We start from the raw sequence: 15,921 nt of genomic DNA, 5'->3' as shown, positions 1-15,921 counted from the left end.
TATTAATTCATTATCGAGCGAATTGATAATTCACTATTGAAGGAATTTTCGCGCCGCCCATAATTGTCTCGTCGGTGAATTGGTGCACCGGGCAGGCGGGTAGCGGCCGCTGCAACGACGGCGAAGGCGACACGGCGGCCACCGGGCGGTCGCACAACAAACACAGCAAACCGCGCCCGCGCTGCGTGTCGGCGCCCGTCTGGCGCGCAATCGGTGCATCGTAGAGCGGTTGGGCGGCAAATAACGGAAAGGAAGTCTTTTGACGGCGGCCGAGGCGAAAGATCCGGAGCCGGTGGTGGAGGGTGCCCCGGCCCACGATGGTGCGAAGGGCACGCGCCGCCGCCGGCCGCGCTTCCGGGTGAGCATCCAGTCCAAGCTCATGGTGCTGTTGCTGCTGTCGAGCATCGTTTCGGTGGCCGCGATCGTGGCGGTCGGTTTTCATACCGGCCGCAGTTCGCTCAGCGCTGCCGCGTACGGACGTCTGACCCAGCTACGCGAATCGCAGCTGCGCGCGGTGGAGACGCTGTTCTCCGACCTGACCAATTCGCTGGTCATCTACGCCCGCGGGCTGACCGTGATAGACGCGGTCGCGCAGTTCACCGCCGGATTCGACCAACTGGCGGACGCGACGATAAGTCCGGCGCAGCAAGAGTCGCTCGTCAACTACTACAACGACCAGCTCATCAAACCGGTCGAACACCTGACTGGAACCAAACTCGACCTCGAAGCGCTGCTGCCGACATCGCCGGCGCAGAAATACCTGCAGGCGTACTACACCGCGCCGTTCACGTCCGATCAGGATTCGATGCGGCTGGACGACGCCGGCGATGGCAGCGCGTGGTCGGCCGCCAACGCGGAATTCAACGGCTACTTTCGCGAGATCGTCACCCGATTCGATTACGACGACGCGGTTCTGCTCGATACCCGTGGCAACATCGTCTACAGCTTGAGCAAGGACCCCGACCTCGGCACCAACATACTGACCGGGCCGTATCGCGAATCCAATCTGCGCGACGCCTATCTCAGGGCGCTGGGCGCCAACGCCGTCGACTTCACCTGGATCACCGATTTCGAGCCGTATCAACCACAGCTGGACGCGGCGACGGCCTGGCTGGTGTCCCCGGTGCTGCAGGGCGGCAGAACCGAAGGTGTGCTGGCGCTACCGCTGCCCATCGCCAAGATCAACAAGATGATGACCGCCGACAAGAACTGGCAAGCGGCCGGGATGGGTACCGGGACCGAGACCTATCTTGCCGGGCCGGACAACCTCATGCGATCGGATTCGAGGTTGTTCCTGCAGGATCCCGAAGAATATCGCCGCCAGGCGGTGGCGGCCGGGACCTCACCGGAGGTGGTGAACCGGGCGATCCAACTCGGGAGCACGGTGTTGCTGCAACCGGTGGCGACCGCGGGTCTACGTGAGGCGCAGCGGGGCCAGACCGGAACGGTCAGCGCGGTCGACTATACGGGTAACCGCGAGCTGGAAGCCTTTGCGCCGCTGAATATTCCCAACTCGGATCTGCATTGGTCGATCCTGGCGACCAACGACGATTCTGCGGCATTCGCCGCCGCAGCCGCATTCAGCAAGGCGCTGGTATTGGTGACCGTGGCGATGATCGTGATCATCTGTGTCTTCTCGATGTTGATCGCCCAACTGATGGTGCGGCCGATCAGACGCCTGGAGGCGGGCACCGAGAAGATCAGCGGCGGTGACTACGACGTCGCGATTCCGGTGAAGTCGCGTGACGAGATCGGCGATCTGACGGCCGCTTTCAATGAGATGAGCCGAAGCCTGAATATCAAGGAGGATCTGCTCAACGAGCAGCGCCGGGAAAATGATCGGCTGCTGCTGTCGATGATGCCCGAGCCGGTGGTGCAGCGGTATCGCGAGGGCGAACAGACCATCGCCCAGGAACACCAGGACGTCACCGTGATCTTCGCTGACATCCTGGGCTTGGACGAGGTCTCCCGATCGCTGTCGGGCAACGAGTTGATCGCCATCGTCGATGACCTGTTCCGCCAGTTCGATTCGGCAGCTGAATCCCTTGGGGTGGAACGGATCCGCACGCTACACAACGGCTATCTAGCCAGCTGCGGGGTCACCACGCCACGTTTGGACAACGTCGCCCGCACGGTCGCATTCGCGCTGGAGATGCAGCGCATCATCGAGCGGTTCAACCACCAAAGCGGCCACCAACTACGGCTGCGGGCCGGAATCAACACCGGCAACGTCATCAGCGGGCTGGTCGGCCGAACCAGCGTTGTCTACGACATGTGGGGTGCGGCGGTCAGCACCGCCTACCAAATGCACAGTGGCTCACCGCAGCCCGGTATCTACGTCACCTCGCAGGTGTATGAGGCGATGCGAGACGAGCGGCAGTTCGCGCCGGCAGGGACCATCGCGGTCGGCGGTGCGGAACAGCAGATCTACCGGATGTCGGAGCAGTCATGAACGTCCTGGGCGCCTCGTGGTTCCACTGGGCCGTCGGCATCGCGATCGGAGTGCCGGTTGGCCTGATCCTGCTCACCGAGCTGCACAATTCGCTGGCCCGCAGGAACAGCCACCTGGCCCGTCAGGTCACCCTGCTGCGCAACTTCCTGCTCCCGCTCGGTGCGTTGCTGCTGTTCCTGGTCAAAGCCTCACAAGTACCGGCAGGAGAAGGCACGGTACGAATCCTGACCACGGTGTTTGGCTTCCTGGTGCTGGTGTTGCTACTGTCCGCGCTCAACGCAACGGTATTTGCCAGCGCGCCGCAGGACAGTTGGCGCAAGCGGTTGCCCACCATCTTTCTCGATGTGGCCCGATTTGCGCTGATCGGTATCGGGCTGGCGATGATCCTGTCCTACGTCTGGGGGGTTCGGGTCGGAGGCATCTTCACCGCCTTGGGCGTGACGTCGGTCGTGATCGGCCTGATGCTGCAGAACTCCGTCGGCCAGATCGTGTCGGGCTTGTTCATGCTGTTCGAGCAGCCATTCCGGATCGACGACTGGCTGGACACGCCCACTGCGCGAGGGCGAGTGGTGGAGGTCAACTGGCGTGCCGTACACATCGAAACCGGAACCGGGCTGCGGATCACCCCAAACTCGGTGCTGGCGACGACGGCTTTTACCAACCTTAGTCGCCCGGGTGGTTCGCACAAGTGCAGCATCACAACGAAATTCGCGGCGTCCGATGCGCCGGACAAGGTATGCGCGATGCTGACCAGGGTCGCCAGCGCATTGCCCAATCTCAAGAGCGGGGTGATGCCGGCCACGGTTGCCCTGGGCGGCGCCGAGTACCGCACCACCGTCCGGCTCAAGTCTCCCGCCGAAGACGGTGTTGCCCAAGATACGTTTTTGCGGTGGGTCTGGTACGCCGCCCGTCGCGAGGGGCTTGCGCTGGATGGGGCCGGTGACACCTTCTCGACCCCCCAACGAGTCCAGGACGCGTTGCGCGCGGTGAGCCCGGAACTCAAGCTCAGTCTGCTCGATCAGCAGTCGCTGTCCCCATACGCCAAGGTGGTGCGCTACGGCACCGATGAAACCGTGCAGCAGGCCGGCGTTGTGCCCAAAGGCATGTCCTTCATCATCGCCGGTAGCGTCCGTCTGATGGTGACCCCGGCGGACGGTCCCGCCGTCGCGGTCGGCACCCTCGGCAAGGGCGCTTTCCTGGGGGTGACCGCGTTGACTCGGCAACCCAACCCGGGCGGTGCGGTGGCACTGGAAGAGGTGACCGTGCTCGACATCGATCGCGAGTATCTCGAGCGCATCGTGATGAGCAAGCCGGCGCTGTTGCAGGAGCTGGGCCGACTGATCGACGAGCGGCAGCTGAAGGTGCAGCAAGTAACCCAGCGCGAACGGGTCGCTTGACGACAACCGCGGTCGCGACGTGGGCCCATCGGCCGACGAGCTTCGAGGCCAGCTGCTGGCTCCTGCGCGATCGCGTGTTTCGCGCAAACGCCGTTTTGTCTGCGTTTCCGCGTTAGTCTGCTGCGGGATCTGCCGGTCCCGCGGCCATAGGCGAAAGGAAGCCGGGTGACATCGGGGCAGCCAACGGAACCCGTCACCGCGGCCGCGTCCGGTCAGACCGGCAGAACCGACAGTCGAGGTCGTCGGTTGCTGCGATTTCTCCGGGTCGGCATCCAGGCCAAGTTGTTGGTGACGCTGCTGGTCTGCAGCATCCTTTCGGTCGCGGTGGTCGGGGTCATCGGCTACGTCAGCGGTCGCAACGCGTTGCAGCGCGTTGCCGTTGAGCGACTACTCCAGCTGCGGGAGGCCCAGAAACGGCAGGTCGAGGCACTCTTCTCCGAGTTGACCAAGTCGGTGATGGTGTACAGCGAGGGGATGAGCGCCAACGAAGCCACCGCGGCGTTCACCGACGGCTTCGCGCAACTGGCCAACGCGACCGTCGACCCGGTCCAGCAGCAGGCGATCGTCGACTACTACGTCAACGAGCTGATCAAGCCGATCGACCAGGCGACCGGACACGAACTCGATCTCGAGGCGCTGCTGCCGGCATCGCCCGCGCAGACGTACCTGCAGGCGTACTACACCGCACCGTTCAGTTCGTCGAGTGAGTCGATGCGCTTCAACAACGCCGGTGATGGCAGCGCATGGTCGGCGGCCAACGCCCGTTTCAACGACTTTTTCCGCGGCATCGTCACCCGATTCCAGTACCGCGACGCGTTGCTGCTCGACCTGCAAGGCAACGTCGTCTACTCGGTCAACAAGGGACCCGATCTGGGGACCAACCTCTTCACCGGCCCGTATCGCGAGACCAACCTGCGTACCGCGTATCAAAAGGCGCTGGCGTCCAATGAGATCGACTTCGTATGGATCACCGACTTCCAGCGCTATCAGCCCGAAGTCGACGCCCCCACCGCGTGGCTGGTGTCGCCGGTCGGGGTGGACGGCAAGCTGCAGGGAGTGATGGCCCTGGCGTTGCCGCCCACCAACTTGAACCAGATCATGAACGCCAACGAGAAGTGGGAAGCCGTTGGCATGGGTCGATCGACCGAAACGTATCTGGCAGGCTCGGACAACCTGATGCGTTCGGATTCACGGCTTTTCCTGGAAAGCCCGGACGAATATCGCCGCGAGGCGCTGGCCGGCGGTACCCGAGAAGACGTCGTGAACAAGGCGATCCGGTTGGGGACCACGGTGCTGGTCCAACCGGTGCCCAGCGCGGGCTTGCGCGCTGCCCTGCGTGGACAGTCCGGCATCACCAAGGACACCGACTATCTGGGCAATCGAGAGTTGGAGGCCTACGCCCCACTGGACGTGCCCAATTCCGATCTGCGTTGGGCGATTCTGGCGACTCGAGACGACTGGGATGCCTACCAGCGACTGTCGTCGTTCGGTCGGACGGTGGTGTTGGCGGTCGCGGGCATCACCCTATTCATCTGCGTGGTGTCCATGGTGCTGGCCAAGCTGCTGGTGCGCCCGATCCGTCGGCTGGAGGCGGGCACCGAGAAGATCCGCTCCGGCGACTACGAGGTCACCGTGCCGGTCAAGTCGCGCGACGAACTTGGTGATCTCACTGCGGCTTTCAACGAGATGAGCAGCAATTTGAAAGTCAAAGACCAGCTGCTCACCGAGCAACGCAGCCAAAACGAGCAGCTGCTGCTCGCACTGATGCCAGAACCGGTGGTGCAGCGCTACCGAGCGGGTGGCGAGGTCATCGCCGAAGAGCATCAGGATGTCACGGTCATCTTCGCCGAGCTCATCGGGCTCGAAGAGATCTCCGACGGGCTCTCTGGTGACGAATTGGTCGGTATCGTCGACGAGCTGTTCCGACAGTTCGATTCGGCGGCCCAATCCCTGGGTGTGGAACCGATCCGCACATTTCACAATGGCTACCTCGCCGCCTGCGGCGCCACCACGCCGCGACTGGACAACGTGCACCGGGGCATCGAGTTTGCCCTCGAGATCGAGCTCATCGTGAATAGGTTTGCCAACCAGTCACAGCATCCGCTGCGGGTGCGGGTCGGGGTCACCACCGGCAGAGTCGTCAGTGGTCTGGTGGGCCGAGCGAACCTGGCCTACGACATGTGGGGCGGCGCGGTGCAGATGGCCTACCGAATGCACGGCCAGCTGTCGGATCCGGGCATCTACGTCAGCGCCCGGGTACACGACGCGATGCGCGAAATATGGACGTTCACACCGGCCGGCGCCATCTCGGTCCGGGGATCACAGCAGCAGATCTGGCAAGTGTCGGAGCGGCGATGAGCGTGTTCGGCTCGGCCTGGTTCTACTGGGCCGTCGGAATCGCGGCGGCTCTGCCCGTGCTGGTCGTGATTCTCACCGAAGTCCAGCGGCTGTTGCGCCGCAGGCAAAGCGCGCTGGCCCGCCAAGTCGGCCTGCTGCGCAACTATGTGCTGCCGCTGGGCGCGGTGTTGCTGCTCATGGTCAATGCGACGGGGGTGCCGGCCCACGACACCGCGGTGCGGCTGCTGGCCACCGTATTCGGCTTCCTGGTCTTGGTCCTGCTGTTGTCCGGGCTCAATGCCGCGGTCTTCTCCGGGGCCCCGCAGGGTTCGTGGCGCCGACGGCTACCGGTCATCTTCGTCGACGTCGCACGGTTCGCACTGATCGGCGCCGGACTGGCGGTGATCCTCTCGTTCGTTTGGGGCGTTCGGATCGGCGGCCTGTTCACCGCGCTGGGGGTGACATCGGTCGTCATCGGTCTGATGTTGCAGAACTCCGTCAGCCAGATCGTCTCCGGCCTGTTCATGCTGTTCGAGCAACCGTTCCAGATCGACGACTGGCTCGATACGACCACCACGCGGGGACGAATTGTCGAGGTGAACTGGCGTGCAGTGCACATCGAGACCGGCAGCGGACTGCGAATCACCCCGAACTCGGTACTGGCCAGCACACCGTTCACCAACCTGAGCCGCCCGGCCGGCGCCTACCAGTTGGCGATACCGACCAAGTTTTCCGACGCGGACGCCCCCGATCGGGTGTGCGCGCTGTTGTCCCGGGTTGCCGCCGCGCTGCCGCAGCTCGACAGCGGGTTCCTAGTCACCACCGAGCCGGTCGGCGGCACCGAATACTGCACCACCATCGGGCTGCGGTCGCCGGCCGAGGAGAGTGCCGCGCGCGCAACATTTCTGCGCTGGATTTGGTACGCCGCGCGGCGGGAGGGGCTGCACCTCAACGGGGCCGATGACGATTTCTCGACCACCGAACGCGTCCAGCACGCGCTCAAGACGGTGGTGGCACCGGTGATGAGGCTCAGCGATACCGACCAGCAGGCGTTGTTGTCCAGCGCCAGGATCATTCGGTTCGCGGCCGGTGAAACCATGGAGTACGCCGGACAGGTGCCGGCCGGGATGACGTTCTTGATCACCGGACGCGTGCGGCTGACCGCGACGGCCGAAGACGGGTCGGTCGTGCCGGTCACCACGTTGCATGAAGGCGGATTCCTGGGGCTCACGGCGCTGACCCGCCAACCCAACCTGGCGGGCGCACATGCGCTCGACGAGGTCACCGCGCTCGAGGTCGACCGCGAGCACCTCGAACATCTGGTGATGCGTGAACCACTGCTGCTGCAGGATTTTGGTCACATCCTCGAGGAGCGGCAAAGCAAGGTGCGACGGGTGGGTGGCCTCAATTAGCCCCCTGGCAGCCCGGCTGGCCCCGCGCGGCCGGGCTGCCACCCGAACGGGCCGTCTTACTCGTCCGGCTAACGCCCGTTACCCTGGGGTAATGACTCTGCAAGCAGCACCCAGGAGTGCAGCGGCCCAGCAGCGCGAGCCGGACTTGCGCCAAGAGGTGCATGACGCCGCGCGCCGGGCGCGGGTCGCCGCTCGACTGTTGGCCGTGGTGCCGACCGGGGTCAAAGACCGCGCGCTGCATGCGGCCGCCGATGCGATATTGGCCCACGTCGACCAGATTCTGTCGGCCAACGCCGAAGACCTCGACGCGGCACGGGCCGCCGATACCCCCGCCGCGATGCTCGACCGGCTGGCCCTCAACCCGCAACGGGTCGATGGGATCGCCGCGGGCCTGCGTCAGGTCGCGGGCCTGCCCGACCCGGTTGGCGAAGTGCTGCGCGGCTACACCTTGCCCAACGGTCTGCAGCTGCGCCAGCAGCGTGTCCCGCTCGGGGTGGTCGGCATGATCTACGAGGGGCGTCCGAACGTCACCGTGGATGCTTTCGGACTCACACTCAAGTCGGGTAACGCGGCGTTGCTGCGCGGCAGTTCGTCGGCGGCACGGTCCAACGAAGCCCTGGTCAACGTGTTGCGGTCGGCCCTCGACAGCGAGCAGCTGCCCGCCGACGCGGTCCAGCTGCTCTCCAGCGCCGACCGGTCCACGGTCACCCATCTCATCCAGGCCCGCGGCCTGGTCGACGTGGCGATTCCGCGTGGCGGTGCGGGCCTGATCGACGCGGTGGTGCGTGATGCGCAGGTTCCCACCATCGAGACCGGCGTCGGCAACTGCCATGTCTACGTGCATGAAGCCGCCGACCTCGACGTCGCCGAACGAATCCTGCTCAACTCCAAGACCCGCCGACCCAGCGTCTGCAACGCGGCCGAGACGCTGTTGGTCGACGCGGCGATCGCCGAGCATGCCATGCCCCGGCTGATTGGCGCCCTGCAGGACGCCGGTGTCACCGTGCATCTCGATGCGGATGAGCAGGACCTGCGTCGTGAATACCTGGCGATGGAGATCGCGGTGGCGGTGGTGGACGGTGTGGACGGCGCCATTGCCCACATCAACGAGTACGGCACCGGTCACACCGAGGCCATCGTGACCACTAATCTTGCTGCGGCCCAACGGTTTACCGAGCGGATTGATGCCGCTGCGGTGATGGTCAACGCATCGACGGCCTTCACCGACGGTGAGCAGTTCGGCTTCGGCGCCGAGATCGGTATCTCGACTCAGAAGCTGCACGCCCGCGGTCCGATGGGCTTGCCGGAACTGACCTCGACCAAGTGGATCGTGTGGGGTGAGGGTCACACGCGTCCGGCCTGACGGCCACCGTTAGGACCTGTAAGGAGAACCATTGTGAGCGTGCCAGCACGGTCCGTACCGCTGTTCGCCGACATCGCCGATGTCTCACGCAGGTTGGCGCAGACCGGCTATCTGCCGGACACCGCCACCGCGACCGCGGTCTTTCTCGCCGACCGGCTCGGCAAGCCGCTGCTGGTAGAAGGCCCCGCCGGGGTGGGCAAGACCGAACTGGCCCGCGCCGTCGCGCAAGCCACCGGCTCCGGGCTGGTCCGGCTGCAGTGCTACGAGGGCGTGGACGAGGCCCGCGCGTTGTACGAGTGGAACCACGCCAAACAAATCCTGCGCATCCAGGCCGGCTCGGGTGACTGGGAGGCGACAAAGGATGACGTCTTCAGCGAGGAATTCTTGCTGCAGCGCCCGCTGCTGACCGCTATTCGGCGCACCGAACCGACGGTGCTGCTGATCGATGAAACCGACAAGGCCGACATCGAGATTGAAGGCCTGCTGCTGGAGGTGCTGTCCGACTTTGCGGTCACGGTCCCCGAGCTGGGCACGCTGACCGCAACCCGGGCGCCGTTCGTGCTGCTGACCTCCAACGCCACCCGAGAGCTGTCCGAGGCGCTCAAGCGGCGCTGCCTATTCCTGCACATCGACTTTCCGACTCCCGAAATGGAACGCCGGATTCTGTTGTCGCGGGTTCCCGAGCTGCCCGAGCACATCGCGGAGGAGCTGGTGCGCATCATCGGGGTCCTGCGCGGGATGCAGCTCAAGAAGCTGCCGTCGGTTGCCGAGACCATCGATTGGGGCCGCACCGTGCTGGCGCTGGGGCTGGACACCATCGACGATGCCGTCGTTGCTGCCACCCTCGGTGTGGTGCTCAAACATCAGTCCGATCAGCAACGCGCAACCGGGGAACTCCGGTTGAACTGAGGGGATTGCGCTGATGGCCACTCGCCGTATCCGACCTAGCTACCCGCTCGCCCCGCACGGGTTGCCCGGCCATCTGGTTGGCTTCGTGGAAGCGCTTCGCGGCAGCGGAATTTCGGTGGGCCCCTCGGAGACGGTGGACGCCGGCCGAGTGATGGCGGCCCTTGGGTTCGAGGATCGTGAGGTGCTGCGCGAGGGCATCGCTTGTGCGGTGCTGCGCCGGCCCGACCACCGCGACACCTACGACGCCATGTTCGACCTGTGGTTCCCGGCCGCCCTGGGCGCGCGGGCGGTCATCACCGAGGAGCAAGCCGGGCAGTCCGAGGGCTTGCCGCCCGACGACGTCGAGGCGATGCGGCAGATGCTGCTGGATTTGCTCACCGACAACCCGGATCTGGCCGACATGGACCAGCGGCTGGTGGGGATGATTGCGCGGATCGTGGAGACCTACGGCAAGTACAGCTCCAGCCGGGGGCCGTCGTTCTCGTCGTATCAGGCGCTCAAGGCGATGGCGCTGGACGAACTCGAGGGCAAGCTGTTGGCCGGCCTGCTCGCCCCCTATGGTGACGAGCCCACCCCCACCCAAGAGCAGATCGCTAAAGCGATTGCAGCGCAGAGGGTTTCTCAGCTCCGCAAGATGGTCGACGCGGAGACCAAGCGGCGCACCGCCGAGCAGCTTGGGCGTGACCACGTCCAGATGTACGGCATTCCGCAGCTTTCCGAAAATGTCGAGTTCCTGCGAGCCTCCGGTGAGCAACTGCGTCAGATGCGCCGGGTGGTTGCCCCACTGGCGCGCACGCTGGCGACCCGGTTGGCGGCTCGGCGGCGCCGCGCTCGGGCGGGCTCCATCGATCTGCGCAAGACGCTGCGCAAATCGATGTCCACCGGTGGGGTGCCGATCGACGTGGTGTTGCGCAAGCCGCGCCCGGCGCGCCCGGAACTGGTTGTGCTGTGCGACGTCTCCGGTTCGGTGGCGGGGTTCAGTCACTTCACGTTGCTGTTGGTACATGCGCTACGCCAACAGTTTTCGCGGGTTCGGGTCTTTGCGTTCATCGACACCACCGACGAAGTGACGCACATGTTCGGGCCGGATGCTGACTTGGCTGTGGCGATCCAGCGGATCACCAGGGAGGCCGGGGTTTACAGCCGAGACGGCCATTCCGACTACGGCAACGCGTTTGTCTCTTTCATGCAGGGTTTCCCCAACGTGCTGTCCCCGCGCAGCTCGCTTCTGGTGCTCGGGGACGGTCGCACCAACTACCGGAATCCGGCCACCGACGTGTTGGCCGACATGGTGACCGCGAGTAGGCACGCGCACTGGCTCAACCCCGAGCCCCAACACCTGTGGGGCAGCGGAGACTCGGCGGTGCCGCGCTATCAGGAGGTCATCGCGATGCACGAATGCCGATCGGCAAAGCAGCTGGCCACCGTGATCGACGAACTACTGCCGGTGTGACCGGGGCACTTCAGTGCGTCTTGCGAAAGACCAGCCAGCGCAGCTCGATCGGGCTCATCTCGCGGGCCACCGGAAACACGTCGAGGCCGCTGACCCAGTCGGCGTACCAGCTGGTGGGAGGCCAGGCGTCGGACGGCAGATGCGCCTTCTCGTAGTCGTACACGGAGTCGTCAGCGATGAGTTCGACGGGTAGTCCGGCCGCCGCAACCGATAGCTCGTGCCGGGTGAAAATGGTCGTGTAGGCCTGTTGGCCGAACTCGCGCGCCGCTTGGTCCGGCGTGTAGCCGCCGCAGGCCAGGAAGGCGTTGAAGACCAAGCGCGCACCGGGAGCAAGGCATTGCGCGGCTAGTTCGAAGAGCTCGCGTAACTGCTGGGTGGTCCGAAAGTCCGACACCACCTCCGAGAGCACGATCAGCTGATAATCGCGCCGCAGGTCCGCAATGGTGGTGAAGACGTCGCGCACGATGACGCGTACGTCGAGGCCCTCCTTCTCGGCGTCGGCCCGGATCATCTCGGCGAATTTCGGCGTCAGTTCCACGACGTCGACCGGATGCCCCCGTCGCGCCAGGGCAAGGGCATTGCGCCCGGTCCCCGCACCGATCTCGAGCACCCGATGCGTGCTGGGATCGGCCGCCTCGTTAGCCAGCGCCCACACCCGAGCGTCGGGTTCGGTACCGAACAGCGGGGGCTTGCGGGTGTCGATCCAGTTTTCGTAGGCGGCCTCCACGGTCCACCAGCGCGCATTGACCTCGTAGTTCAGCGTTGGGCCGACGGGCGCGTTGAACGAGATGATGATGCTGGAACGGGGCGAGGCCGAGTAGGCCTGAGCCAACTGGCCTTCGAGCACCGAACGCAGATGGGCAAGCTCCTCCTCGGAGAACTTTCGTCCCACATCGGCGAACATGCCATCGCACATCTTCACGTACTCGTCGATCATGGCCGGCACCGCCGGCAGCGTGATCTTGCCGGTGACCTCCGATCGGCTATAAAACCGCCGGGTCATCGAATTTTTCAGCGACTGCTGGGAGTCCACGGAGCCCAGCGGCATGTTTTCCACAGACCCCTTTTACCTGACCGGGCGGCTCGATGCGGCGCCATTGCTCAAAGGCTCATGATTTGCAAAACGCGAAGCGGCTCCCGCAGGTCCGGGCTGGGCCAGGCGGATCAGCGGCCCAGTGCCTGTCGTTTGCCCCGTCCGGGCCGGTTCCCGCACGATCTGAGCGGCGCCGTGCGCTCAAGTAAGCTGGCAAACCGTGCAAAAGCACCGTCGCAGGCTAGGTGTCATGGGTGGGACTTTCGATCCCATCCATTACGGTCACCTGGTCGCCGCCAGTGAGGTAGCCGACCGCTACGAACTCGACGAGGTCGTGTTCGTGCCCAGCGGACAGCCGTGGCAGAAGGGACGGCGTGTTTCGCCTGCCGAAGACCGCTATCTGATGACGGTCATCGCGACCGCTTCCAACCCTCGCTTTTCGGTCAGCCGGGTCGACATCGACCGGGGCGGTCCTACCTACACCAAGGACACGCTGCGGGATCTGCATGCCCTCAACCCGGCTGCGGAGCTGTACTTCATCACCGGTGCCGACGCCCTGGCCTCGATCATGTCCTGGCAGGGCTGGGAGCAGATGTTTGAGTCGGCGCGGTTCGTCGGAGTGAGTCGGCCGGGCTACGAACTGCGCCACGACCATGTCACCGCCGCGCTGGACGGGCTCGCCGAGGACGCCTTGTCCCTGGTGGAGATCCCGGCGCTGGCGATCTCATCGACGGATTGCCGTCGGCGCGCCGCGCATGGTCGCCCCCTGTGGTACCTGATGCCCGACGGCGTCGTGCAGTATGTCTCAAAACGCAGGCTCTACCGCACGCCACCGGACTCGGGGGGCGGCGAGACCCTGGACACCACGACCATTCTGCCCGCGGGGAACAACACATGAGCGCTACTCAGGAAGCCATCGACATGGCGACGGTGGCTGCCGGCGCTGCGTCGGCCAAACTGGCCGACGACGTGCTGGTCATCGACGTGTCCGGACAGCTGGTCATCACCGACTGCTTCGTGATTGCTTCGGCGTCCAACGAGCGCCAGGTCAACGCCATCGTCGACGAGGTCGAGGAGAAGATGCGCCGAGCCGGCTATAAGTTGGCGCGCCGCGAGGGGGCCCGCGAGGGCCGCTGGACGTTGTTGGACTATCGCGACATCGTGGTCCACGTCCAGCATCAGGATGACCGCAGCTTTTACGCACTCGACCGGTTGTGGGCCGACTGCCCGGTGGTGGCGGTGGACTTGGCGGAGCGCTCCGATGACCCGGCGGAGGCGCCATGACCGTGCGCCGGCTGGTGATGTTGCGGCATGGGCAGACCGACTACAACCTGGGTAGCCGGATGCAGGGGCAACTGGACACCGATCTAAGCGACCTGGGCCGCGCCCAGGCCGTGGCCGCCGCAGAGGTGCTGGGCAAACTGCAGCCGCTGCTGATCGTCTCGTCGGATCTGCGGCGCGCGTACGACACCGCGACCAGGCTGGGGGAGCGCACCGGCCAGCAGGTGCGGGTGGACCCCCGGCTGCGTGAGACCCACCTCGGTGATTGGCAGGGACTGACCCACACCCAGATTGACGCCGAGGCGCCAGGCGCCCGGCTGGCATGGCGCGAAAATGCCGAGTGGGCTCCGCACGGCGGGGAAAGCAGAATCGATGTGGCCGCGCGCAGTGTGCCGTTGGTCACCGAGCTGGTCTCCGCCGAGCCGGAATGGGGCGGCCCCACCCAGGCGGACCGCCCGGTGGTGCTCGTCGCACATGGCGGTCTGATCGCTGCGTTGTCGGCCGCGCTGCTGAGGCTGCCGGTTTCCAACTGGCCCGCGTTGGGGGGCATGGGCAACGCCAGCTGGGTGCAGCTGTCCGGCCATTCCGACGCTGCCGGCAGCGATTTCGACGCGATCCGGTGGCGTCTGGACGTGTGGAACGCTTCGGCGCAGGTCGCCAACGATGTCCTCTGAGCGCGGGGCAAGCCCCAGCCAACGGCCCCTGCTGCTGGTTTTCGCCGACTCGCTGTCCTACTACGGTCCGACCGGCGGACTGCCCGCCGACGATCCCCGCATATGGCCGAATATCGTTGCAGCACAACTAGGGTGGGATCTGGAACTGATCGGGCGGATCGGCTGGACATGCCGCGACGTCTGGTGGGCGGCCACCCAGGATCCGCGGTCGTGGGCGGCGCTACCCCGAGCCGGCGCGGTGATCTTTGCCACCAGCGGGATGGACTCACTGCCCTCGGTGTTGCCGACGGCGTTGCGCGAGCTCATTCGCTATGTGCGTCCACCGTGGTTGCGACGGTGGGTGCGCGACGGGTACGCCTGGGTGCAGCCACGGCTGTCACCGGTGGCTCGCTCGGCCCTGCCGGCGGATCTGAGCGCTGAATACCTCGAACAGACGCGTAGCGCAATCGATTTCAACCGCCCGGGCATTCCCGTTGTGGCGTCCCTACCGTCAGTGCACATCGCCGAGACCTACGGCAAGGCGCATCACGGCCGCCCCGGCACCGTGTCCGCGATAACACGATGGGCACAGCGCCACGATGTCCCGCTGGTAGATCTCAAAGCCGCAGTTGCCGAAGAGATCATGAGCGGGCGCGGCAACCCGGACGGCATCCACTGGAATTTCGAGGCTCACCAGGGGGTCGCGGAGCTGATGCTCAAGGCGCTGGCCGAAGCCGGGGTGCCCAGCGAGAAGCCGCGCAGCTAATCCATGGCCGTTGTGGTGGTCACGGATACATCGGCGCGCCTGCCCGCCGATATCCGAGAACGGTGGGCGATACGCGAGGTCCCGCTGCATATCCTGCTCGACGGCGTCGACCTGCGTGACGGTGTGGATGAGGTCCCCGACGATATTCACAAGTGTCATGCCACCACTGCCGCGGCCACCCCGGCCGAGCTGCGTGCCGCCTATCGCGCAGCGCTGGCCGATAGTGCCGGTGATGGGGTAGTGGCGGTGCATATTTCGGCGGGACTGTCGGGAACCTACCGCGCCGCCAAACTGGCCGCGGCGGATCTGGGGCCCGACGTGCGCGTCATCGACTCGAAGTCGGCCGCGATGGGAACCGGGTTCGTCGCGCTCGCGGCGGCGCGGGCCGCTGCGGCCGGAGAAGATCTCGAATCCGTTGGGCGCGCTGCCGATGCCGCCGCGAGCCGGACGCACGCGTTCGTCGTCGTCCACCGGCTGGACAACTTGCGCCGCAGCGGACGAATCGGCGGTGCCAAGGCATGGCTGGGCACTGCATTGGCCCTCAAGCCGCTGTTGCGGGTTGAGGACGGAAAACTCGTGCTAGCCCAACGGGTTCGCACCGTCAAGCATGCAATGGCGGCGCTGGTTGACCGAGTATGTGAAGTGGTCGGGCGCGAACCTGCGCTCTTGGCCGTGCATCATGTCGCCAATGTGGAGGGCGCCAACAGCGTCGCGGCGGAACTGGGCCGCCGCCTTCCGGCATGTGAGCCGGCGCTGGTGACCCCACTGGGGCCGGTGCTGGCGTTGCACGTCGGCGCCGAAGCGGTCGCGGTTTGCGTGCAAGTCGGCGCTGCTTCGCCGCGAGGGTAGCCCAAACACCGAGTTG

At 65.5% G+C, this 15,921-nt stretch carries 13 protein-coding genes; 12 read left to right on the top strand and 1 reads right to left on the bottom strand.

The features are described 5' to 3' along the window. The first annotated feature begins 259 nt into the window (after positions 1 to 259). From CCUG20998_RS18570 to CCUG20998_RS18540, 7 genes are all read left to right on the top strand, one after another. Positions 260 to 2,452: an adenylate/guanylate cyclase domain-containing protein gene (locus CCUG20998_RS18570; RefSeq protein WP_020730266.1), complete on the top strand. Its 2,193-nt coding sequence runs from the start codon at positions 260 to 262 to the stop codon at positions 2,450 to 2,452. Further along, complete coding sequence (locus CCUG20998_RS18565; RefSeq protein WP_020730267.1) at positions 2,449 to 3,849, top strand: mechanosensitive ion channel domain-containing protein; 1,401 nt, start codon at positions 2,449 to 2,451, stop codon at positions 3,847 to 3,849. The genes CCUG20998_RS18570 and CCUG20998_RS18565 overlap by 4 nt, the downstream gene beginning before the upstream one ends. 165 nt (positions 3,850 to 4,014) lie before the next feature. Next, a complete protein-coding gene (locus CCUG20998_RS18560) occupies positions 4,015 to 6,207 on the top strand; it encodes an adenylate/guanylate cyclase domain-containing protein (RefSeq protein ID WP_020730268.1) in 2,193 nt (730 codons plus the stop codon). Next, the gene (locus CCUG20998_RS18555; RefSeq protein WP_020730269.1) at positions 6,204 to 7,598 is read left to right on the top strand and encodes a mechanosensitive ion channel family protein; all 1,395 of its coding nucleotides are present in this window, start codon (positions 6,204 to 6,206) and stop codon (positions 7,596 to 7,598) included. The genes CCUG20998_RS18560 and CCUG20998_RS18555 overlap by 4 nt, the downstream gene beginning before the upstream one ends. A 91-nt stretch (positions 7,599 to 7,689) precedes the next feature. Beyond that, positions 7,690 to 8,961 (top strand): glutamate-5-semialdehyde dehydrogenase, encoded by a 1,272-nt coding sequence (locus CCUG20998_RS18550; protein WP_036456246.1) that lies wholly within the window; start codon positions 7,690 to 7,692, stop codon positions 8,959 to 8,961. Positions 8,962 to 8,994: 33 nt separating this feature from the next. Beyond that, positions 8,995 to 9,870: an AAA family ATPase gene (locus CCUG20998_RS18545; RefSeq protein ID WP_020730272.1), complete on the top strand. Its 876-nt coding sequence runs from the start codon at positions 8,995 to 8,997 to the stop codon at positions 9,868 to 9,870. Positions 9,871 to 9,883: 13 nt separating this feature from the next. Beyond that, positions 9,884 to 11,323, top strand: coding sequence for a vWA domain-containing protein (locus CCUG20998_RS18540; RefSeq protein ID WP_020730273.1), 1,440 nt, complete (start codon positions 9,884 to 9,886; stop codon positions 11,321 to 11,323). Between the two features lie 10 nt (positions 11,324 to 11,333). Here CCUG20998_RS18540 and CCUG20998_RS18535 read toward each other — a convergent pair whose 3' ends face one another. Continuing rightward, a complete protein-coding gene (locus tag CCUG20998_RS18535) occupies positions 11,334 to 12,371 on the bottom strand; it encodes a class I SAM-dependent methyltransferase (RefSeq protein ID WP_406682427.1) in 1,038 nt (345 codons plus the stop codon). Positions 12,372 to 12,576: 205 nt separating this feature from the next. On the opposite strand from CCUG20998_RS18535, the gene nadD reads away from it, so the two are divergent. From nadD to CCUG20998_RS18510, 5 genes are read left to right on the top strand one after another with little or no spacing between them, the layout of a single operon-like run. Beyond that, positions 12,577 to 13,254, top strand: a complete 678-nt coding sequence (nadD, locus tag CCUG20998_RS18530; RefSeq protein ID WP_081435735.1) for a nicotinate-nucleotide adenylyltransferase — start codon at positions 12,577 to 12,579, stop codon at positions 13,252 to 13,254. Further along, positions 13,251 to 13,640 (top strand): ribosome silencing factor, encoded by a 390-nt coding sequence (gene rsfS / locus CCUG20998_RS18525; protein WP_020730275.1) that lies wholly within the window; start codon positions 13,251 to 13,253, stop codon positions 13,638 to 13,640. Before nadD ends, rsfS begins: the two co-directional genes overlap by 4 nt. Beyond that, a complete protein-coding gene (gpgP, locus tag CCUG20998_RS18520; protein ID WP_012395356.1) occupies positions 13,637 to 14,311 on the top strand; it encodes a glucosyl-3-phosphoglycerate phosphatase in 675 nt (224 codons plus the stop codon). Before rsfS ends, gpgP begins: the two co-directional genes overlap by 4 nt. Continuing rightward, on the top strand, positions 14,301 to 15,056 hold the full coding sequence (octT, locus tag CCUG20998_RS18515; RefSeq protein ID WP_012395355.1) for a diglucosylglycerate octanoyltransferase: 756 nt from the start codon (positions 14,301 to 14,303) through the stop codon (positions 15,054 to 15,056). Before gpgP ends, octT begins: the two co-directional genes overlap by 11 nt. Before the next feature lie 3 nt (positions 15,057 to 15,059). Beyond that, entirely contained in the window at positions 15,060 to 15,905 is an 846-nt protein-coding gene (locus CCUG20998_RS18510) for a DegV family protein (protein ID WP_020730276.1), read from the top strand. The last annotated feature ends 16 nt before the right edge of the window (positions 15,906 to 15,921 follow it).

This window comes from Mycobacterium marinum (genome assembly GCF_003391395.1).
Lineage (GTDB): Bacteria > Actinomycetota > Actinomycetes > Mycobacteriales > Mycobacteriaceae > Mycobacterium > Mycobacterium marinum.
This window is presented reverse-complemented; position numbering and strand designations above follow the sequence as displayed.